General features: G+C 67.3%; 11 protein-coding genes. All 11 read right to left on the bottom strand.

The genetic code is table 11. The features are described from left to right. Positions 1-2: 2 nt before the first annotated feature. On the bottom strand, positions 3-428 hold the full coding sequence (locus tag FOC67_RS03895; RefSeq protein WP_009315220.1) for a hypothetical protein: 426 nt from the start codon (positions 426-428) through the stop codon (positions 3-5). Continuing rightward, positions 428-1,372 carry a peptidylprolyl isomerase gene (locus FOC67_RS03890; protein ID WP_003110839.1) on the bottom strand — a complete coding sequence of 315 codons (945 nt, stop codon included), beginning with the start codon at positions 1,370-1,372 and terminating at the stop codon, positions 428-430. The genes FOC67_RS03895 and FOC67_RS03890 overlap by 1 nt, the downstream gene beginning before the upstream one ends. 4 nt (positions 1,373-1,376) lie before the next feature. Beyond that, the gene (locus FOC67_RS03885) at positions 1,377-1,856 is read right to left on the bottom strand and encodes a YbjN domain-containing protein (protein WP_003098446.1); all 480 of its coding nucleotides are present in this window, start codon (positions 1,854-1,856) and stop codon (positions 1,377-1,379) included. A gap of 28 nt (positions 1,857-1,884) precedes the next feature. After that, entirely contained in the window at positions 1,885-2,547 is a 663-nt protein-coding gene (locus FOC67_RS03880) for a hypothetical protein (RefSeq protein ID WP_031627681.1), read from the bottom strand. Between the two features lie 34 nt (positions 2,548-2,581). Continuing rightward, on the bottom strand, positions 2,582-4,288 hold the full coding sequence (locus FOC67_RS03875; protein WP_009315218.1) for a putative porin: 1,707 nt from the start codon (positions 4,286-4,288) through the stop codon (positions 2,582-2,584). Between the two features lie 67 nt (positions 4,289-4,355). Then, positions 4,356-5,102 carry an energy transducer TonB gene (locus FOC67_RS03870; RefSeq protein ID WP_003098450.1) on the bottom strand — a complete coding sequence of 249 codons (747 nt, stop codon included), beginning with the start codon at positions 5,100-5,102 and terminating at the stop codon, positions 4,356-4,358. An 8-nt stretch (positions 5,103-5,110) separates the two neighbouring features. Further along, positions 5,111-5,530: a biopolymer transporter ExbD gene (locus FOC67_RS03865; RefSeq protein ID WP_003085366.1), complete on the bottom strand. Its 420-nt coding sequence runs from the start codon at positions 5,528-5,530 to the stop codon at positions 5,111-5,113. Positions 5,531-5,540: 10 nt separating this feature from the next. Next, positions 5,541-7,388, bottom strand: coding sequence for a DUF2341 domain-containing protein (locus FOC67_RS03860; protein WP_003116530.1), 1,848 nt, complete (start codon positions 7,386-7,388; stop codon positions 5,541-5,543). Positions 7,389-7,411: 23 nt separating this feature from the next. After that, the gene (locus FOC67_RS03855; RefSeq protein WP_003110842.1) at positions 7,412-9,046 is read right to left on the bottom strand and encodes a ShlB/FhaC/HecB family hemolysin secretion/activation protein; all 1,635 of its coding nucleotides are present in this window, start codon (positions 9,044-9,046) and stop codon (positions 7,412-7,414) included. A 164-nt stretch (positions 9,047-9,210) separates the two neighbouring features. Further along, positions 9,211-9,813 (bottom strand): transposase, encoded by a 603-nt coding sequence (locus FOC67_RS29900; protein ID WP_003085362.1) that lies wholly within the window; start codon positions 9,811-9,813, stop codon positions 9,211-9,213. Between the two features lie 391 nt (positions 9,814-10,204). Beyond that, complete coding sequence (locus tag FOC67_RS03845; RefSeq protein ID WP_174707707.1) at positions 10,205-22,747, bottom strand: filamentous hemagglutinin family protein; 12,543 nt, start codon at positions 22,745-22,747, stop codon at positions 10,205-10,207. Between the last annotated feature and the right edge of the window lie 6 nt (positions 22,748-22,753).

The raw sequence follows: 22,753 nt of genomic DNA, 5'->3' as shown, positions 1-22,753 counted from the left end.
CGCTAGCGTCCAGGCATGAGGCGAATCCGCAGTTCGATCGGCTGCGGCATGTGTTCCGGCGGCGGCAGGCGCAACGAACGGTCCATCAGCGCGCGCCGCAGTTCATTCTCGATCGGCTCGGCGTCGCTGCGCAGGCAGGCGAGACGGACGATCCAGCCGCGTTCGTCGAGCCAGATCCGCAGGTCGATGTCGGTATTCGGCAACTGCCCCGCCGCGCGCCGCGACTCCAGGAAGGCCAGCAGCCGCGGCGCGGTTTCGGCGTCTTCGCCCAGGCGCTGCTGGACCTGCTCGCCGAGCCATGCGGCATAGGCGCCCCAGAGCCGCTGGCGTTCGTCGCGGAACCGCTCGGGCTCGCCGAACAGCCAACTGCGCAGGTGCCGCCAGCGGCTCGCGCGCGGCCCACGCCTGGCCTCCGGGATGCCGTCCATCAGTGCAGTTCCGCCAGGGTCTTGCCGAGCAACGCGCCGTCGATGCTCAGGGTAGCGTTGTTCACCAGGCCATCCAGGTAGGCCTTGGCTATCTGCTCCTGGCGTTGCGCGCGCAGGCTTTCGCGCAGGCGACCACGGACCTCGTCGAGGGTGGCGAGGCGAGCGTCGCGACGCTCGGTCAGCTTGACCAGGTGGAAACCGTTGGCGCCCTGGATCGGCTCGGACACCGCGCCGACCTTCAGCCGTTCCAGCGCCGGACGGATCGCCGGCAGCAGTTGCGCCTGCGCCAGCAACCCACCGATGTCGCCGCCGTTGCGGGCGGTCTGCGGGTCGTCGGAATGCTTGCGCGCCAGTTCGGCGAAGTCGCCGTCCGCGGCCTGCCGGAAGAGTTCCTGGGCGCGCTTGCGCGCTTCGGCAAGCCCGCCGGCCGCAGAGGCGGCGATGAAGATCTGGCTGACCCGGTACAGCGCCGGTACAGCCAGTTGCGCCTTGTTCGCCTGGTAGGCGGCCTGCAGTTCGGCATCGCTGGGGTAGTCCTCGGGCACCGTGCTCACCGACTCCAGGTAGGTACGCAGGACGATCTGCCGCGCCGCCGCATCGATCAGCGTCTTCACCTGCGGACGCTGTTGCCAGTCCTGGGCGCTGGCCTGTTCGTAGAGCGCCTTCTCGGCCAGTCGCGCACGCATCCAGCGTTCCATCGCGTCGCGGTTCTCGCTCAACTGCGCGCGGGTTTCCGCCGGCACCTCGGCCAGCAGCGCCTTCAGTTCGTCCGGCGCCACCTGCAAGGCACCGAGGCGGGCCACCGCGGGTTCCGCGGCGGCGCTGGCAGATGGCTTGGCAAGCGCGGCCTGGGCCTGGCCCGCGCCGCCGTCCTCGCGCTGGCCACAGCCGGCGAGAACGGCAAGCGCGAACGCCAGGATGCCGCAACGAAATGCCGGCCGCATCGGCTCAGGCCTCGCCATCGACGGGTTGACCGGCATCCTGCGCCATGCCCTGCTGCTCCGCGGCCAGGCGGCTGTAGTCGCGCAGATAGGCGATGAACTCCTGCAGCAGGCGATCCCACAGTTCGATATGGCTACGCAGGTTGGCCGGGCTGACGCCGCCGGCGACGATCACGTCCATTTCCATCACCAGGAACTCGCCCTGCTGCGACAGGCGGCCGAAGCGCCGGCTGAGATTCCAGCGCTCGGTCAGCCCGGCGGGCAATTCGCCCTGCACGCGCAGGGCGCAGCTGAAGGTGAAGTCGAGGTAGCTCGCCGGCGTCGCCGCCGGATTGCCGAAGCGCACCGCGTAGCCGATTCCCTGGCTGGCGCTGAGCAGTTGCACGACGCCGTTCTGCTCGCTGCGGTTGACCCGATAGCCGGCCTCCTGCAAGGCCTCGGTCAGGCTGTCGACGGAAAGGTGTTCGATCAGGGTGATGTCGTTCATGTCCGGGTTCCTGGTTTGCTATCGGATTTCACTGGGCGAGCGCCGCCTGGCGGTTCTCGACCTGGGTCTTGTAGAGGTCGTCGCCGAGCTTCTGCGCCATCTCTTCGAATTTCACCCGCGCACCGCTGGCGAACGGTTGGCGGATCTTCATCACCTCGGCGACGCTGACGTTCTCGTAGGCGCCGAGGATCTCCTTGGCCACGCCATACATTTCCCGGTTCTTCGCGGTGCACTGCTGCAACTGCTGGTCGTGCTCGCGGAACGCCAGGTCGAGCTTCTGCCGCTCGGCCTCCTTGGCTCGCGCCATGACCAGCAACTCGTCGTAGGCCTGCTTGTACTTGCCCAGTTGCTCGTTGCTCGCCTCGACCATCTGCCGCGCCCGGTCGTGCAAGCCCTGTTGCTGGGCCGAGAGCTGCTCGGCCTGGCCCTTGGCCCGGGCCAGCTCGGCGCTCAGTTGCTTGACCTGGGCCAGCGCCGCATCGCGCTGGCTTTCCAGCGCGGCTTTCGCCGCGGTGACCTGGGCCTGTTCGGTCTGCAGCGCCTGGAGTTGCTGGGTGGTGCTGCGCAACTGGGTGCGCAGGCGTTCCTCCAGACTGTCGGCGTAGGCCGCCTGGCTGGCGTAGGCGGCGAAGGCGGCCCCGGCGAGCAGCGCCTGGGCCCAGATCGGTAATGAGAAAGGTCGCGTGTTCATGGTCTGCCTCTTCATGGTCTGCCTCGAGGAGCGCTCAGAAGCGCGTGTTGACCTCGAGTTGCAGGACGTCGATGGAGAACGGTGCGCCGTAGACCTCGTCGGAGCTGAGCCAGCGCGCGGTACCGTAGACGCGCTTGTCGAAGCCATAGCTGGCGCCGAGGATGTAGCCCTTGGCGTTGGTCCCGCCAAGGTGGAAGGTGGAATCGTTGAAACCGTCCGGCAGGGCATCCGGCTGGATGTACTTGTAGGCGGCGAAGACCTGCCAGTCGCCGGCGTCGCGCATGTCCAGGGCGTTGCCCAGGGTGAACTGGAGCATCCAGGCGTTCGCCCCGCTCTTGATGTCGCCATCGGAGCCGAGGTTGTTGGCGATCTGCGCCACACCGCCGGCGCGCTTGCGCATATCGCCCTCGTCGTAGCCCAGGTTGTGCACGTAGTTGCCGGCCACCCGCAGCTTGAAGTCGTTGGGCAGCTCGGCATCCCAGCCGAGGTTCAGGTCGAGCAGGTTGAACTCCGAGGCCAGGCCGACGTACTGCGGGTTCGGCGTGTTCGCCGGGTCGGCCGGGTTGGGCACGATGTCGCGCAGGAGGAACACCGTGTTGCCCTTCTGCATGAAGGTCGGACGGCTGCCGTCGGTGTCGCACTCCGGATCCCCGGCCCAGGGCCGGCAGGGGCTGGAACGCCGCCCTTCGATATCGTCGAAGCGGTAGTAGGCCAGCGCGCCGGTAAGGCTGTGCTGCGGGTTGATCTTCCAGGTGGCGCCCAATTGCGCGCCGTACATCCACTTGTTGTCGCTGTCTTCCTTGTCGAAACCGTTCGACGAGGCGGTGTCCGAGCTGTACTCCACGGGGAACGCGCCGACCGTGCCGAACAGCGAGACATCGCGGCTCAGCGGCTGGTTGAAGATCGCCGCCACGCCGTCGAAGTTGAGGTCGTTGGAATACAACAGATCGGTGGACAGGAACGGATTGGCGATCCGCCCGCCGGTCAGGCTCAGGCGCTCGCTGGGCTTCCAGGTCAGGTAGCCCTGGTCGAGCCAGAGGTCCTTCTTGCCGAAGCCGCCGCCGAGGGTCTGGGTGGTCGACACCGGGTTGTTGTCCGAACCGGTGCCGATGCGGATGCCGGCGCTCCAGCTTTCCGACAGCGCCGCCTTGAGGCCGAAGCGCGCGCGCAGGCGCAGCAGGCTGTCGCGGTCCTCGCGGGTATTGAGCAGCGGCGGCAGGCCCGAGCTGGTATTCGGGTTGACGTCATAGGGACCGTCGTCGTTGAGTTCGGCGAAGTCGGTGATCTGGTTGCTGTTGCCGTTGCCGAAGGAGCGCGACTCGTAGCGCAGGCGCACGTCGCCGTCGAAGCTGATGCGCGAGGCCCAGTCCGGGAAGGCGTTGGGCTGCGCCCAATTCTCCGCCTTGGCCTGGGTCATTACCTCGGCCTTCACTTCGTCGCGGATCTGGTCGCGCACCACCTGCGGGATATAGGGTACGCGGACCTCCCCGGGGACAGCGGCAACGGCCGCCGCGGGCGCCACGGCCTGGCGCGCCTGCTGGGCCTGTTGCGCCTCGGCCTCGGCCTGCCTGACCAGCGCATCGGCCTGTTCCTTCTTCAACACGCCCTGCTGTACCAGCAGGCGGATCAGGTTGATCGTGGCGTTCTCCGAGGGCGCCGGCGGCTGGGCCTGCGCCTGGCCGGCCAGCGCGGCGAGCATGACGCCCATCCCCAGCGCCAGTCGGTTCACTTTCGCGTTCATCTGTGTACGGCTCCTAAGGTCCTTCAAGGCAGTCGCCTGCCGGAAATCGTTCTGGGTTGGCGTCTTCTCATCCCGGCCGCTTGCCCTGCAGGGCGATGCGCACCGGCAGGGTCAGCGAAGCCGGCGGGCGTTCTTCCAGGCGGCCGGCGGCGCGCAGCGCGGCCAGCACCTTCTGGTCGGTCTCGGGGTCGCCGCTGGAGCGGGTCAGTTCGGCCCGGGTGATATCCCCCGAGGAACTCAGCCAGATCTCCGCCTGCAGGCGGAACGCCAGGTTGCGCAGCTCCGGGTTGTCCCGCAGCAGGCGCTGGAAGGCGTAGGCCAGGTACTGGCTATAGCTGGCGTTGCCGGCGCGACCGCCGCCGGAACCGGCCATCCCGCCGCCCTTGCCGGCGCCGATGTTGAAAGCGTCGGAGCCGGACTGGGCGTCGCCATCCATCTGCATCGGGTCGGCCAGGTCGTCGGCCGGCGACGGCGGCGCTTCCTCCTGCGGCTTGACCTCCTCCAGTTCGGGTTGCGGTTCCGGCTCGACGATCTTTTCCTCTTCCACCGGCTGCTCCGGTTCCGGCGGTTTTTCCGGCGGCGGCGGAGGCGGTGGCGGCAGCGGGATGATCGCCGGCACCTTGGGCGCCTCGCGGCGCACGCCGCTCATGTCGTTGGCCCACTCCCAGACCAGCCAGGCGAGGCCGGCGAGCAGCAGCGCGCCGAGGCCCCACTTGAGGTAGCGCAGGGTCGGGTTCGCCGGGCGGCCGTCGATGGACAGCGGCGCGGCATTTTTCGGCTCGGGGGTGTGCTTGGGATCGGCGGACATGTTCATCCCGGGCCTCAGGTCGGTTTGCCGGTGACCAGGCCGACCTGGGACAGCTCCAGGCGGCGCAGCAGGTCGAGGACCTCGATGACCTTCTGGTACTGCACCGTGGCGTCGCCGCGGACCACTACCGGGAAGTCGGGGTTGAGGGCCTTCTCCGTACGCAGGCGGTCCTCCAGCTCGGGCAGGGTCACCGGGTAGGCGTCGAGGAACACCTGGCCGGCATCGTTCACCGAGATCGCCTTGGTCTTGGGCTGCGACAGCGCCACGGTGGCACTGGCCTTCGGCAGGTTGATCTGGATCCCGGCGACCTGGGCGGTGGCAGTGAGGATGAACATCACCAGCACCACCATCAGCACGTCCACCAGCGGGGTGATGTTGATGCTGTCGACGGCGCCGTCGTCGTCATCGTCGTGGCTGCTGTTCACGGAAGCCATGGTGTTCTCCTCAGGCCGGCAACGGCTGGCCGTTGCGACGATGGGCCACTTCGCTGAGCTGGCTTTCGCCATGCACCTCGGCGAGGCGGGTGACGAACTCGTCGACGAACACCCGCATGTCCGCGCTGACTTCCTTGTTCCGCGTGACCAGGCGGTTGTAGCCGAACAACGCGGGGATCGCGACGAACAGGCCCATGGCCGTGGCCAGCAGGGCGGCGGCCATGCCCGGGGCGATGGCATTGATGTTGACGTCGCCGGCCATGGCGGTGCCGAGGAACACCACCATGATCCCCAGCACGGTGCCGAGCAGGCCGATGTAGGGGCCGCCGGCGATGGCGTTGGACAGGCTCGACAGGCGCGAGCCGAGCTGCTGGTTCTCCTTGGTGCGCACGCCGTCCATGGAGGCGCGGATCGCCTCGATGGTGGCCGCGGAGACGGAAGAGGTGTCGGCGCCCTGCTCGCGGCGGGTGCGGATCTCCTTCACCGCCACCTGGTACAGGCGCCACAGCGAGGAGTGTTGCAGGCGGGCGGCCAGCTCGCGGTCGTCGGCGAGCAGTTCCAGGCGCGTGCCGACCTCGGCGAAGCGCTCGCGGAACAGCCCGTTGGCGCGACTGACACGGCCGACGTTCTGGTTCTTGCGGTACATGATGACCCACGACTGGACCATCATCAGCGCCAGGATCGCGATGATCACCCAGGCATCCAGCGGCACTGCGTTGAGCAGGAAGCCGAGCTTGCCGAAGCCGAAGCCGGACTGCTTCTCGTCGACCCCGTAGGCCACCAGGCGCGACTCGGCGCCCTGGGCGGTGGCGTCGGCGAGGAGCAGCGCCGCCGGGCGGGCGATCTTCGACAGGCGCAACTCGTCGATGGCGCCCTGGAAGGGTTGCAGGGTCGGCGCCGCGGCGCTCGCCTCGCCTTCCCCGCTTGCCGCTTCGGTGGCGACCGCAGGCGCGGCCTGGCCTTCCGCGCCGATGGCGATCGCACCGCTGAACGCCGGCAGCGCCGCCGCCAGGCTGGCGACTTCGCGCCCCCCGAGATACAGCGCCAGCCGGGTACCGTCGGCGACCAGCGCCAGATGCTGCCATTGCCCCTGCGCCAGGGCCTGGCTGGCGGCAGCGCGCTGACCGTTCAGCTCGACGAAGGGCGCGCCCTGGGCCAGGCCGACCAACAGGGCGTTGCCGCCTTCGCGGCGCGACAGCAGGACCTGTTCGCCGGCCAGTTGATCGGGACGCACCCAGCCGCTGAAGCTGAAGGTGCCACCGGCGCTCACCGCCAGCGATGGGCTGGCCGGCAGCAGCAGCGGCTGGCCCAGCAGTTGCGCGGAGCGACCGATGACGCCCTCCACCGGACTGCCGGCTGCGGTCTGCGCATTGTTGGCGTAGGCGGTGGAGTCCCGCGGCGGAGTGCCCGGCGCACCGTCGAAGTGATAGACCAGGGTGTAGTCCGGGTCGAACACCGACTGGCCGTTGCCGCTCTCCGGCGCCTTGGCGTTGCCGTAGTACATCCAGATGTCCTGGCGCTGGCCACCCTCCACCCGCGGCACGTCGACCCAGATCAGGGCCATGCCCATCAGCGGGTCGAAGCTCTCGACCTGGTGGCGCAACACGGTCTTGTCGTCGGCGGCGACGAAGCGGATGTCCGAGCCGTTCTCGTTGACCCCGTCGAAGGTGAAGTTGCCGGTATGCAGGCGCACCAGCAGCGGCAGGCGACCGAGACTGTCGTTGATCGCCGCGCCTTGCGGGGTGGTATCGACCGAGACCTGCTTGCGGTACTGCCAGTCGTCCTGCCACCAGGCACTGGCGCTGGCCGGGGCCAGCAGGCCCAGGCAGATCAGCGATGTCAGCAATAAGCGATACATGTGGGGTTACTCCGGGGTCAGCGTCAGAAGCTCGCCTGCACGCTGAAATGCAGGCGCGAGTCGTGTTTGTCGGTGTTCGTCCCTTCCAGCAGCGGGAAGGCCCAGTCGAGGCTGCCGGACAGCCAGTCGGCGAGTTGCGCGCGGGTGCCGATGCCGACGCTGGCCAGGCTGAAGTCGTCGTCCTGCTCGGGCAGCGCATCCTGCAGGCGCAATTGCGCGCCCTCGGCGAACACGTAGAAGCGCCAGTCGTTGACATAGCCGCCGGCGCGCTTGCCGAGGAAGCGTCCGAGGGACGGCGTACGCCATTCCTGGGAGAGCAGGTAGCCGTCGTCGGCGGTGTTCTCCGCCGCCAGGTAGCCACGCACGCTGGTGGCTCCGCCGGCGGCGAACTGTTCGTTGGAGATCAGCGGCCCGGAGGCAAGCTGGAAGGCCGCCTTGGTCGCCACCTGCCAGTCGCCGCCGAAGGTCAGGGTGTGGTTGAGATCGCCCTTGAGCACACCGAAGCCGGACTTGGCGCGATAACGCTTGCGGTCGAATTCCTCGTCGTCGTCGCCGTAGCCGAGGAGACTGCCGGTACCGGCCACCAGGCTCAGGCCGAGGGCCAACTGGGAACGTTCGGTGTAGCGGAAGCCGTTGTAGCCGAGGGTCAGCGGGGCGTACTTGATCGGCACCCTGTCGTTGTTGCCGCCGATCCGGGTCTGTTCCTCGAAGTCCTTGAAGTCGACGCCGAAGGAGAACGAGTGCGACCAGAGGCCGGTGACCGGCAGGCTGTAGATCGCCGCCACGCCGTAGGAGTGGCCCTGGCCGACCACATTCATGCTGCCCACCGTGGCCACGTCGCTGTCGGACTGGTAGCCGGACAACTGCACGCTCCAGCGCTGGCTCAGCGGCGCGGTATAGGAGCCGGACCAGACCTTGGCGTTGTCCTGGTCCTGCGGCGCGGTGAAATAGGTCAGCGAGATGGCGTGGCCGAGTTGCCAGAGGTTGTCGTAGCCCAGCGAAACCACCGAGCGCAAGTGACGGGTGTCGGCGCTGTAGTCGTTGTTCAGGCCGATGCTGGCGTGCCAGGGATTCTTGTCTTCCACCTGCAGGTCGACGTCCATGGTGCCGGGCCGCTGGCCCTCGCGCACCATCGGCAGCACCTGGCGGCCGGGGGTGCGGTTGACCTGCGCCAGCTCGCGCTGAACCTGGGCGAAGTCGGGCACCTTGCCCTCCTCCAGGGCCGGCACTTCCTCGCGCAACTCCACCGGCGAATAGTGCTTGGCGCCGACCACCCGGACGCGACCGACAGTGGTCTCGGTGACCTGCAGGTAGACCACCCCGCCGCTCACCTGCTGCTCCGGCAGCTCGACGTAGACCGACTGGTAGCCCTTCTCCTGGTAGGCGGCCTGCAGCGCATCGCGCGCCCCCTCTATGTCGCCCAGGCTGCGCTGCGGTCCGAGGAAGGGATACACCGCCGCCTCGATGGCGCGGTTGTCCAGCACGGTGTTGCCGCGTACCACGTACTCGTTGATGTCCACCAGACGCTGGGGCTCGGCTCCCGCCGCGGCGGGAGGGGCCTCGTCGGCCAGCGAAGCGCACGACAATGCGACAGCCAGGCAACCGATCGACCAGCGCTGGCGAAACGGGTGCGCACAATTGAACAGCGAACGCTTCACACGGTCCCCCGAAGTTCCATCGGGACTTATTGTTCTAATGCAACAAGTCCGTTCATCGAACAGTTCTATGAAAGACAACAAACTAGCGATGACGCATGAACAACCTGTTAAAAACAGCGCCCCGCCCTTATGAAATTTCGTTCTTCTCTATTTTCACTTTCGCGCTAGATATTCAGCCGTCGCGCTCCGCCATGGCGCGCTTGCCATGTATGCAACAAGGCGAAGTTCAGGGAGAACTCCGGCATCTGCATGAGATCCCCGGAAATCACTTCCCCGATAATCCTGCCTATTATCCTTACCGCCTCCGCGCTGTTCAGCAGGACGGTTATATCGCCGACGAAAACCGGAAAACTCCAGATCTTCTGCTTCATTTCCAGGCCGACGAACCAGCGATACAGCAGGTTGTAGTTCAATTGCTCGTACAACTGCTGCTCGCTGGGAATCGCGTACAGCAGTTGCAGCAGCAGCGCATGGATCAGCGGCTCCGGGGCCAACTGCATGCCATGTTCGCGGGCGAGCGCCGAGAGGACTTTAGCCTCTTCGCCAAGGAGACTTTCTATTTGCGGTTTCAGCAACGCCAGGGAATGTCCCGGCGGTATATAGCTGGACACTTCCTTGAGCGCACCCTGCCAATCTTCCTGGGACACTATCCAGACCCATGGCGCCCCATATCGATAAACCGATACCGGTTTCTTGCGTGCGGCTTCGACGATCTTCGATAGGCGCTGGTCAAGTTCCTGCATACCGACTTTCGAGTAACTTTCCATCAATACTCACCGTCCTTCGCCGTATTCACCGGTGTGTCCACGGCCGTTAGCGGATACTGTTCTCTTGTTTCAGAGCGGAACGCGTCTTGCTCGAACGACACGCTCATTTCCAGCAACCGGTCAGCGCAACCGGGAAATGGCCGATTCCTTTCGTTCCCGTCCCTGCCTTTCACCACTGAATTCCGTTTTCCTCATTCACACCTGTTTGACGGCGACCCCGCCGCACCACCGAACTTTTGTCATGAAAACTTCATGCGACCGGCCGTTCGCGCGCCGCCGGCGGGGACGAACGGGCATTCACCCGAGAATCGACCAGCGCCTCGGAAGTTCGCCGAAAAAAAGGCCCTCCGTGGGGAGGGCCTGGCGGGTATCGTGCCTCCGCGGCGGTGCCTTACAGGATCAGGTTGCCGCGCTCTTCATCGGTCAATTGGCTGCGCGCCTGTTCGCCGAGGGCTCCGGCGCCGAGCACCTGCACGGCGCTGTCCGGGTTGTAGCCCGGCGAACGACTGGCGCCGTCGCGCGAAGGCTCCAGGCGCTCGTTGCCGAACCCGAGCACCTGCACCGTGATCACCGACGGCATGCGCTGCCGCGCGGCGGCCTGCTGCTGGCGACTGACGTCCTCCGCCGCCTGGGTCGCGGAACTCGCCGCGGCGCTGGCGGAGGTCAACGCACCGGTATTCACCGAAGCCACCAGCGGAATGCCGCTGGACTGGCCCTGGGTCTGGATGTTCGCCGCGTTGACCACCTGCAGCGCCGCCACGTTGACGTTGCCGGAGACCCGGATGCCCGCCTCGCCGGCATCGATGGTGCCGAGCGGGGCGATCAGGTCGATGTCGCCCGGCGCCACTTCGGGAATCGGGTTGAGGGTGGCGATACCGGCGCCGGTGCTGGGCACCTGCGGCGACAGGCTGACGTTGCCCCAGGCGTCGTAGATGCGCCGCGGCGGGGTGTACACCACGGTGGTCTGGGAACCGCGACCGGCGTTGATGTCGCCTTCCGCCGACCAGGCCAATATGCTGCCGCCGAAGGTGGTCATGATGCGGCTCTGGCCGAGCAGGATGCTGTCCCGCGAGTAGGCCTGGATATCGCCCTGGCCCTGGGTGACGATGCCTGCGGTAGACGGCGGCGCCTCGCCCTCGATACCGAACACCTGGCGCCCGCCGGGGCTGAGCAACTGGATGTCGCCGCCGAAGTCGGTGTGCACGCCGGCACCGCCATACATGACGATATCGCCTTCGTAGCTGATCGGATTGCCCGCCGGATCGCGCTCGGGGAACAGCGCGGCGATCGCGTTGCGCCCGCGCAGGTAGCTACCCTGGCGTACCCCGCCGACTTCGTTGTACTCGCGGCCGCCGGCCCTGAGTTCGGCGAAGTACACCTGGCGGGCGAAGATCCGCTGCTGCTCGGCGGGCAGGCCGGCGAAGAACGCCTGGGCCTGTTCCGCGTCGCCGGCGAAGCCGAAGCGCTCGTTCAACCACTTGGCCAACTCGCTTTCGTAGGTCCTGACCACCTTGCCCGGCTGCTCGGCCAGCGGGGTGCCGGCCTGCGCCAGGTTGGCCGGATCCAGGTAGCGCTCGAGGAAGGCCTGATAGTCGGCCCCCGCCGCGCCGGCCTGGAGCACGATATCGGCACCCGGCCGGCTGTCGCCCGGCACCACCGCACCGAGACTGGTGATCGCCGCGCGGTCCTCCATGAGGATGTTGCGCCCGGCGCTGATCTCCAGGGTACCGGGGCCGGCGACGTTGAAGTTGCCGTAGAGGATGTCGCGGCCGGCCTGGACCAGCGAGAGGTCGTTGGGGTCGTCGTGGACGAAGAGGTTGCCGGTGAACGAGGCATCCGTACTGATCTGACTGGGAGCGCTGATACGCTGTCCCAATGGGGTTCCGGAGGCAACGATGTCGCGCCCGGCGCGCATCCAGACGGGACCGGCGCCTTCATACCAGGTTTGCCCGGCGCGGTTCCCCGCCTGCTCGCCGAAACGAATCTGCGCACCGCTATTGAGCCCGACGATATCTCCTGTCAACGCATAGAAACGCGCCGGTTGCAGATCGCGCGCCAGGCTCGCAGCGCTATCGGGGCCGAAGTAGAACAGAGGCAATCCGCCAATGACGGCCGGATTCCCGTCCGGACTGCCGTTGCCGGCTATCGGGTTGAGCAGCGCGGCATCGGAGTAGCCGGCAAATGCCGGCGTCCAGATCGATGGCAGGTTCGCAGGATCGGCACCTGAGCGTTGCACCGAATAGCCACCGGCATAAATGGAGTCTCCAGCCAGCAACTCCAGTTCACCGTTGAGCGACGGTGCCAGTAACAAGGAGTAGGGAGTGGTCGAGACATTCAGGCTCACGCCTCCCATGTAACCGCTGGAAGGACCGAGATAGATACTTCCTTCCGGGGCAGCCGCACGTACTATCGATGGATAGATGAATCGCCCATCGCTAGGCGACAGGTTTCGGCCTGCCATGGGAATAGCGTTGGTTGCCTCGACCAATTGGGTGCTGGGCGTCAGGTTGCCGCCCGCCGCAAACAGATCGATCGAGGTGTGTGCAGTCCAGAGACTGAACCAACCGATCCCACCCCCTTGGTAGACGCTGCCATCGGGAGCCGTGAAGCCAACGGTATTCGGCACCCCCACCCTACCGGGGTCAGTCACCCCACCCAGGACCAGGTCGCCACGGGTTTCCAGACGCATGCCAGTATCTCCGGCCACCAGGGTGAGGCCACCCGTGGAGCTAGCCAGCGTCGGGCTGAACGCATCCCTGCTGCGCACTTCGGCGGGGTCCCGCAGTAGAGTGTCGTAGCGAGGATCGATGCCTCCCAGCGCACCACTGTACAAGCTCGCGGAACCGCGCAGATTGATGAGGGCCCCCTGCAGATCGTGAATGGTGCCGCCGCTGTAAAGACCGTCAAACCCCGAACTCGAGTAGGTCTGGGTAGCCCGCGCCTCCCGGCTCGGGTTCACCTCCCCGCCAATTCTCACATTCAGGTCACCGCCGCCGCCAAGTTGCAGCGCGCCGTCGGAGGTGAGCCGGCCAGTGCCGGCAACCGCCAAGACCAGTCCCTGGCTGCGCGGATTAAGGTTACCGGATGAAGGTATCGAACCATCTCCGCGTGGCGCGATATTGCCGGCATCACCTCCGGTTCGCATGCTGAGATTGCCGCCTCCCAGAGTGCCGAAACCGGTGAAGCCGACCAGATAGGGAGCATCTCCCTCCGCGCCACGCACATAGCTGCCGAAATTCACCCACCAGGCCGTCGGCACTCCTTCCCTGTCGGCGCTGCCCTGGCGCCAGAGCCAGTTGCCGACTGCAGCGCTGGGGGGCAAGGGGCGAATGGGATCGCTACTTGTCAGTTTCTCGGCCCATTGATCACCAACCACATCACCGCCAACGGCGATATCGAGGTTGCCGCCATGTTCCGGATACCAGGCCTGGTACTGGCTGGTTGAGAGCACTTCGTAATCCGCGCCACCGGCGCCCAGTACCGACCCATTGAACAGACCGCGAGGCTGATTGAATCCCGTCGCGACATCGGCGGCCTGCGTTCCGGCGGTATAGACGCCGTACGGCGACCATTGCGTAAGGTTACCGGCACTGGCCAGGTCAAGATCGCCAGTGCCGGTGCGCAGCACACTGAACAACTGGTTCTGCGGTGTGACCACGGTTTTGCCGAGATTCTCGATACACAGGGACGGATCGACACTGCACCACCACAGATCGCCCTCGCCGATCGCCGTACCAGCAGGCATGCCCAGGTAATTGCCGGGCGCCCAGGTCCAGCGGGGAGGCTCGGCACAATACGGCCCCAGCCCGCAGATCCATTCATTGCTCTCGTCGACCGGAGTTCCCGGGGTGATCCCCCAGTCGGTAGCCTGATCGGTGAACACCAGCCCTCCCGAGCTCTGTTCGATCTTCGCCTGATAGTGCGTATCGGCCAGGTTCAGGCTGGCCGAGGAGTCCGGACGCACCAGACGGTTGTCGGCAGCCGCGAGATCGGCACCGGCGACCAGGCGCATGGACCAGGACTGGCTACCGGCCGGCAGCATCTCGGCCAATGCCCAGTTGCGTCCCTGGCGGACACCGTCGCTGGGCCGCAATTCGATGAAAGGCGCATCGCCAGCCAGTACCACCTCGGTCTGCGAAGGGATCAGAGAACCACGTGCCAAGGCCAGCTCTCCATTGAGCAGCAGGACATTGGGTCTGCTTGGCCCCTCGCGCAGGATGCTCGGCAAGGGCACGCCCGCAGGCCAGGTCATCGCCTGCACGCTGGCCGGTGCAGCCAGCAGGGTACCGGCACCCAGCCGGCTGCCGACCTCCAGCGTCACCCCGTCGCGCAGCAGGCTGCCCGCGGCGTACAGCAGGTTGCCGGCGGCATCGTGGATGTCCGCTACCAGCACGCTGCCGGCGGCCAGGGTATAGGGCTGTTCGAGTACTGCCTCGGTGGCCAGACGGGTGCCGGCGGCCAGGGTGGTGCCCTTGATCGGCAGGTCGTAGTTGAGGGTGCGGCCGCCGAGGAACGCGGTACCGTCGCCGAGCACCACGCCCGGGCCGGGAACCACCAGGTCGCCGCCGAACGGCTGCACCCCCGGGGTGAGGATCCAGCCCTTGTCGTCCGGCGAGTCCGGCGGCGGCGCGAAGCCGTCGTTGATACTGCCGTAGAGGTTCAGGTCACCGCCGGCGCGCAGCACCAGCGCGCCGACCTCGCCGGAACCGTAGACCTCGGTCAGCGGCGTGTTCGGATTGAGGCTGGCGTAGCGGTAGCCGGACAGATCGAGATCGCCCTGCACCACCAGGTCGCCGTCCGCCGTTGCGCTGACGATCTCCACCCCTGGACGCAGGTGGAAAGCATCCGCGTAGGTGGCATTGGTCAGTCCGGCCAGCTTGCCGTCGAGCAACTCGCGGTTGGCCAGCGCCGCGGCGATGAACGCGCTGCTCTCGGCATGCCGCGCATCGAGGTAAGCCTGGTCGATCACCTGGTAGGGCCGCCCGCCGGCCGCCGGATCGTTGCCCCAGGGCGCATCGTCGTAACGCTGCACCGCGTTCAGGGCGATGCTGCCGGCGCCGCGGATGTCCAGCGCGCCGCTGGCATCGATGGCGATGTCGCCGGCGCTGACCCCGCCCAGGCGTGGCGCGTTCAACTCCAACGTGCCACGGGCGACGCCATCAACCTGTTCCGCTGGCGCCGCGGTGCCATGGCGCAGGTCGATGCGCGCGCCGCCGGCCAGGACCAAGGTGCCGCTGCCGGAACTCAGCTCGACCATCGCCCGGTTCGGGCTGTCGATGATCTGCCCGTAGCTGTCGCGCCGCAGCAGGCTCCCATGCGCATCCAGCAGCGCGTTGCCGCCCAGGCTCAGGCCGCGGCCACCGGCCAGGCGGATCTCGCCGACCTGCGCGCCGCTGGCGTCCACCGTTCCGCTCACGCCGAGCTGGCCATTGTCGAGGGACACCTCGATGCGATGCGCCTTCAGGCCGTCGCCGATCTGCAGGTCGCCTTGCTTGAGCTGGAAGCGCCGCGCGCCGAAGACCTCGCCCTGGTTCAGGCGCTGGTTCAAGGCGGTGAACTGCTCGCTCAGGCTGCCGCCGTCGCCCAGGCGCTGGGCGCGGATCTCCAGCTCGCCACCGAGGAACGGCACGCGGGTGCCGCCGGCATCGTAGTCGCCGCTGGCGCCACCCAGTATGCGGCCCTGCAGGTCCACCACCCCGGCGTCCTCGGCCAACGCCACGGCGCTCAGGGTACCGCCGCGGTTGTTGCGCGCCGACAGGTCGATCAGCGAACCGGCGGCCTGGCGAATGTCGCCGGCGCGACTGCTCAGCAGCAGGTCGCCACCCCAACTGTATTTATCCACATCGTTGAAGCTGGCCTTGCGTCCGGCCAGGTCGATGCGCGCGCCATCGCCCAGCTCCAGGTCGTCTTCGGCGCTCAGGCTCAGCTTGCCGCTGGGTAGCGAGACCGCGCTATCCAGGCGGATCTCGCGGGCGCTGAGGGACAACTCGGCACCAAGCCCGGCGGTGCCGCTGTCGAAGGTCACCGCGGCAGCGCCCGCCGGCGCCGCCAGGCTGAGGCTACCGCCGCTGCTGATCCGACTCAGCGAGCCGGCCTCGCCGGTCAGCAACGGCGTGCTCAGACGCAGGTCGCCGCCACTGTAGCGCAGGCCTTCGCCGGCGACGTAGCCGTCCAGGCGCTGGTAGACCCGCAAGCTGCCCTTGTGGTTGGCGCTGATCCGCTCGCTGGCGTTCAGTTGCACCTCGGCGAAGCCCAGCGCCAGGCGCGCCTCGTCGGTCTCGCCGGCCGGCTGGGTATTCGCGCCGTAGCCCAGGGTGATGCGCTCGGCATCCACCCGCAGGGTTCCGCTACCGCTACCGGCGCCGCCGGCGACCGGTGCTGCGGCCGGCTGGCTGGAGCCGCTCCAGACCAGGCTGGCGGTGCGAATGCTGGCGACATCCTCGCCGGTGCCATGGCCGTAGATGGCCGGGGTGCCCAGCACCAGGTTGGCCAGGCTGGATTTGCCGGTGGCCGGGTCGTAGGTGTCGAGGCTGACGCTACCGTACATGTTGACCGCATCGCGGGCGCTGAGGATCAGGTTTTCCAAGGCCGGAATACCCGCCCCGCGCTCGCCGCGCAGCAGGCGCTGGAGCACCGTCTGGTCCAGCGCCAGGCCGTTCGGCAACACGCCGCGAGCGGCCGCGTCGGCCAGCGACTGGCTGGAGCCGATATTGATCGTACTCAGCGCCAGGCTGAGATTGCGTGTCCCGTAACGAACGTTGTCGCCAAACGTCACCGTACCATTGGTGGCGATACCCAGAGTGCCCTCCGAATAGAGTTCGGTGTCGGCGCAGCCCGCCCCTTCCGCACAACCTCCGAGACGAACCGGTAACGAGCTATCCGCTGCGGGTGCCAGCAGGTTCAGCCATCCGTTGGACAAGAGCAGCAGGTTACGGCCGCCGGGTTGATAGATGAAACCATCGGACGAATCGTATGCAGTCTTGCCTTTCCCCAGAGTGCTGATGCCACTCCCACCTTCAAGGGTGATATCCCTGCCAATGATCACCTCCGGTGCGGAAAGGTGCGCGCCCTTTCGCAGCACAACGGGAAAGAGCCGGTTGCTCCCGCCGAACTGGACGAAGTTTCCTTGCTCGCCGTATTCGACGTAGGGCAGCGTGCCAATGGCGATACGGCTGGCGCCTATTGCATTCAGATCGTCCGCAACCAACGACACGCCAGCGAAATCGGAGTCGGGCAGCCCACCTTCAGGCAGAATCTCGATGCCCGCCTCGGCATCCACGATGAGGCTGCCGCCATATCCGCTTTCTTCCGGCGTGAAGTCGACCTTCCCCTCGAAGCTCAGGGCGTTTTCCCGAAGCTCCTCATCCGCGCGCAATCCCAGGTAGAGGGATCTGGCATCCACTGGCAACATCGCTCTGGGGATGTTCTTGCGCGCGGCATCGGCGCGAATGAAATCCGCATAGCTCATTTCGTTGTACTGCGAGTAGCGGCGCAGCGTATCGGCGGAAGACAGGATGACCTGACGGCTCAGACTGTCGCGGATGGACGTGCCGGCAATCGACAACTGCCCGGACGTCGCCCAGGAGCCATTGCGCAACCCCTGCGTCGCCATGGGCGCGCCTTGCCCCGCCAGACCGTTGATCTCGACGCGGAAAGCGCCCGGCAACAGGGCATAGGTCGAAGGCAGCAAGGTGTAGGTACCGGCGGCCAGGCCGGGAACGCCATCCCCGATGGTGACCTGTTGCCCGACCAACGGCTGGATGGCGCCCGCCTCGCCGCCCAATGGCGCACTAACGGCTTGGTGTCCAGGTACGATGGCATACACCGGGTTGCTGGACAGCTCCGGCAGACGGAACCCATCATTGTCCTGCTGCACCAGGGGATGAAAACGCACATCGGTCGAACCCCCTCTGCCGGAGATGAATCCAGCCCCCGCGAGTTCGCCGCCGCCGGACAGGTCCAGCCGCGCCCCCTGTTGCACATCGACCTCGCTGGCATAAAGGCCGACTCCCGCAACCAGTGTCCCAGCAGCGAGAGCGCCCCCGGCACCGGTCAGTTGAATGGGGACCTGGTTGACCAGATAGTTGATCCCATCGGTCGTGCCTCCATAGGGCATAACCAGCTCAGCGCCGCTGACCGAGGTCAGGCTACCCGGCAACAACCTTACCGTGCCCGGGGCACGATCCAGATTGCTGCCGAACTGGATGAGCCCCAGCGGCGCACGCACCACGCCACCCTGCTCGATATTCGATGCCATGAACGCCAGACTGCCGAATACCGACAGCGGAGTGTCCGGCAAGGACTCGCCGCTACGTTCGATAGCCAAATGCCGTTCGGCATCGAAGACGGCCTGCCCCCTCTCATCCAGTCCATACCCGGCATAGAGGGTCGAACTCGCTCCCGTCACCGGATAGAGTTGGGCCGCAGTCAGTTGCAGATCGCCGTGGGTTATCAAGCGCCCCGACGGATCGCCATTCTCTGGATAGTCGCCAGCGAAACGCAGGTCGCCCTCGCTGCGCAGCGTTACCTTCTCGAAACCTGGTCGCTGATAGCGGACAGCCTCTGCGTTGACCCCATTGATCACCCCGTCGCTACCGAATGACAAGCGCCCGGCGATATCCAGCAGGCGCCCGGCAGAAACCTGCAAGCGAACCTGCTCCGCTGTCGCGGTCGGCCCGTACGTGAGACGCGGACGAAACTCGCCAGAGGCCTGCTGCCCATACATCCCGATGCCGGAAAGGCGGACATAGGGCGCCTGCAACTTCACCTCGCTCGGCCCGCCACCTGTGGCGGCTATCGTCCCCGCGTACAGATTCAGGCTGCGCCCCATCGCAAGATCGATGTTCCCCTCGAACGACAGCGGACCGTTGCTGAACAACGAAAGTTGGTCGAATCCGCCGCCCGTCAGCGACTGCGTCCCAACTCGGCTCTGGCCATAGCGCAGAGCCGAATCGTCCATTCCCGGTTGCAGCAAGGTCGGTAATCCCGAATCGGCATGCCCTGCCGTCAGGATCAGCTCGCGCATGGCCAATACCCGGTCATCCACGACAGTAAAACCTTGGTACAGGGGAGCGTCCGCAATGATCTCCAGGCTGCCGCCCGCCGCTCCCGAGCCGCCGGCTGCGGCGCGCAACGAACCGTCAAGATACAGCCCATTGTAGGAACTGAGAGCGATGCGCCCGCCGTCGCCGGTCAGCAAAACCCTTCCCAGTCCCGGTACATCCAGCTGTGCCTGGCTGCCGGAGGCCTCCAGTCGTGCACCGGGGCGTACGATGACGAACGCATCCGCCGAGGTCGCGATCGCCTTGCCCGGATCGATCTCGCCGCCGATGACGATGCTGCCGCCGGACTGTACTTCTCCATAGCGGCGACCGCGCCCATCCACGGCAGTGACAGCGCGGCCGGCAACATCCAGCAATGCCTGCTCTCCAATCCAGATGGAGCGTGCATGGGGCTGGCCTTGGGCCTTGGGCTGATTGTCCTGGGTAACGTCGAGCGCGCCGAACTGCTGCTGGCGCACGTCGATGCGTCCGCCCCAAGCGTTCAGAGTGCCATCCAAGGTGATCTGTCCGGGACCGCGCAGGACGATGGCGCGCCCCGGATCGACCTCGACCAGCGAACCGCGCCCCAGCTCCAGCGTCTGGCTGGCGGGATCGAGCTGCCCGAGGATATTGCCGTCGCCGCCTGCCTGCAGGTACAGGTCCGCCCCTTCGCGTTGGATCAAGCGTCCGGCCAAGGCATCCTCCAGGTACAGCGGCGGTGTCCAGCCCTCCAGCGCCTCTCGCGGCGCCTCGCCAGCCGCGACCTCGCCGGCCCCGCTGGCGAAACGGTAGACCGGCCGCGCGACCCGCACCTGGGCATCCTCGGCTACCGTCAATCCGGAGCGACCGACCACCCGGTAGCTGGCGAAGCCCTGCTGGAAGAAATCTTCGGCCAGTTGCAGGCTGCCATCCCCGAGGTCGTCGCCGCCGATCCGCACCTTGCCGCTCTGCAGCGACAGCGTGCCGGCGCCACTCGTGCCGAGACCATTCAATGTGCCGCCCAACTGCAATTGGCCATCGCTGGCCTGCGCCAGCCCGGCACTGGCGTGCAAGGCGATGTCGCCGCCGCGTCCGCCCAGTCGTTTGCCGTCGGCCAGCAGCGCCGCCCCGGACGACACGTCGAGCAGACTGCCCTGTCCCAGGCTCAGGTCGCCGCCGCTGCGCAGGGAAATCCGTCCGCCGTCGCGGTAGGCCAACGTATCGTTGTCCTCCGGCGCCAGCAGCAGGTTGCTCCACAAGCCGCTGGCATCCAGCCGTACGCCGTCGCCCACGCGCAAGATGCCGTCTTCGCGGCCGGAATCGACGAAACCATCGATCGTCCCGTTCGGGGAAATCTGCGCCAACACGTTGCCGGCCTGCAGGCTGCCGCCATGGGCGGTGATGTCGGCGTCGATCGCCACGTCGTTGGCGAACAGGATTGCCTCGCCGCCATTGGCCAGGGTCAGCGCGCCGTCGACTCGGATGCTCTCGCCGGCCGCCACCTTCAGGCCGCCCAGCTGGAAGCCGTTGAGCAGTTCGCTGTCCAGGCTCAGGCGGCCCTGGCGCTCGGCGGCCACCGGAGCGTCCAGGGTCGGCTCCTCGGCCGCCGCCTCGCCGGCACCGATGACCACCTGCTTGAGGCTGCCGGCATCGGCGCCGAGAGCGTACTCCAGCAGGCCGCTGCTCTTCACGTAGTAGGGGGTGTAGCGCCCGACGACCAGCTGTGCGCCGCGCGCCACGGCATTCTGCGACTGGTTGTAGCCGTCCAGGCCGGCCTGTGGCGCTTCGGTCTGCCGCTCGCCGCGATAGGTATCGCCGACCACCTGGCCGTCGAGCCGCGCATTGGCGCTGCCGATCACCAGACTGCCGGCGTCGCGGCCGACGATGTAGCCGTTCTCGTAGCGCTGGGTCGGCGCGATCAGCGGATTGTAGAAATAACGGGTCTGGTCCCAGCGCTCGCTGTGTGCCTCGTAGCCGCGGTAGATGCCGTCGTAGAGCAGGTCGCCCGGCGCCGACCCGAGTTCGTAGAGGCGTCCGTCCGAGCCCTTCAGCCAGGTCTGGCGGATGTAGCCGCCCTGCACATCGAGGGTTCCGCCGGACAGGTTGATCTGCGAACCGGCCTGGGTCACCACGTCGTTGCCGGTGAAACTGACGATGCCGCCCTGGGCCATCCACTCGCCCGCCGAGTGGCCCTGGGTGCCCAGGTAGCCACCGACCTCCAGCAGGCCGCCGGCGGTGTACCAGCGGTCGCTGGCATAGCCGTTGGTGCCGGCAGGCACCCGTACCAGGTCGCGCACGTCGACCCACACGTCCTGGCTGTTCAGACCGCCGCCCTCGCGGTTGACCGAGGCGTCGCGCTGCTCGTTGCCGCGCACGTTGACCTTGATGCTGTTGGTCTCCATCGCCACTTGCACACCTTGCGCGCCGGAGACATCGATCACCGCGCCGTCGCGCAGCAGGGCGCGCTGGCCAGCGTTGACCGCAACCTGGCCGCCGCTGGCGAGGGTGATGGAGCCGTCGCGGAAATCGACGCTGCCGGCGGAGTCGATCTCCACCCGCGACAGGTCGCGGCGGTCGTCGTCGCCCCGACTGACAGCGGCACTGGAGCCGTTCAACGGCTTGAGCAAGGCCTCGCGCTGGCTGTCGAGGGCGGCGCTGCCGCTGCTATCCACCAGGATCGCGCTGGTGGCGCCTTCGGCCAGGGTGATCCGCTCGCTGGCCTTCAGGTGCAGGGTGCCGCGGCTGTCCACCGAACTGCTGGAAAGCAATACGCCGGCCTGCTCCACCTCGCGGCCGCTGAGGCTGATATCGCCGGTGGCGGCCTGCACCAGGCCGCTGTTGCGTACCCGGCCGGCACTGCTGTCGGCGGCGAAGCCCGGCAGCACCTCGTTGCCGCGGGTGGTGGAGGTCAGGTTGCCGTCGGTGCCCTGGCCACGGCGGATGACGAAGCTGTCGCCGGCGGACAGGACCGTCTGCCCCTTCGGCGTGACGATGCTGCCGGCGTTGTCCACCTCGCTGCCGAGCAGCAGGACGTAGCCGCCGCCCCTGGTCGAGCCGGACGGCGCTGCCGTACGCAACTGTGCGCCCTGCTCCACGCGCACGGCGCCGGCCGCGTCGGTGAAGGTCGGACGGCTGCCGGCGTTGTCGTAGTAGAGGCCGCGCTGACGGAACTGTTCGTCCGAGATGTTCGCCGCCGCCACCGTCAGGTTGCGCACGTCCACCTGGCTGCTGCCGGAAAACACCACGCCGTTGCGGTTGACCAGCATCACCGTGCCGTCGGCCTTGATCTGCCCCTGGATCTGGCTGGGCCGCGCGCTGGGGTCGTTGACCCGGTTGAGCAGCGCCCAGTCGGCGTGCTGCTGGAAGTCCACGGTGGTGTTGCGGCCGACGTTGAAGGTCTCCCAGTTGAGCACCGCCTTGTCGGCGGTCTGCTCGATGCTCACCGTGGTCTTGCCGCCGGCCTGGGTCTGCACCGGTCCCTTGGCGTTCTGCCAGGCCTGCTCGAACGGCAGCGAGGCGTCGACCTTGAGGCCGCCCTCGCCGAGTCCGTCCGGAACATCCTGCGGAAGGTTCAGCGCCGCCTGGCGTCCGGCGGCCTGGGCGGCCTGCTGGGCGGCAATGGCGGCGACGGTGTTGTTCAGGTTGGCCATCGAACGCTGCAACTGCTGGTTGACCCGCTGCTGCTGCGCCAGCGGCGGCGGCGCCCCCGGCAACTGCGCTCCCGGTCGCGGCGCCCCGGCAGCGCCGCCCTGCGCCGCGCCCTTGGCAGCGAACCAGGCGGCGCTGAACGGCTGCCCGGCGGCCTGGGCGCCCCCTGCGACCAGCAGCAGGGCGATGGCCTGGGCCAGCGGCTTCAGGCGCGGCGCGTAAAGCGCGCGGGAGGAACGGGCGGACGACGGCGAACGGGACGGCATGGCGAA

Source organism: Pseudomonas sp. FDAARGOS_761 (genome assembly GCF_013343155.1).
In the GTDB taxonomy this organism is placed as follows: domain Bacteria; phylum Pseudomonadota; class Gammaproteobacteria; order Pseudomonadales; family Pseudomonadaceae; genus Pseudomonas; species Pseudomonas aeruginosa.
The sequence above is the reverse complement of the archived record's forward strand: the minus strand, read 5'-3'. Positions and strand labels throughout refer to the sequence as shown.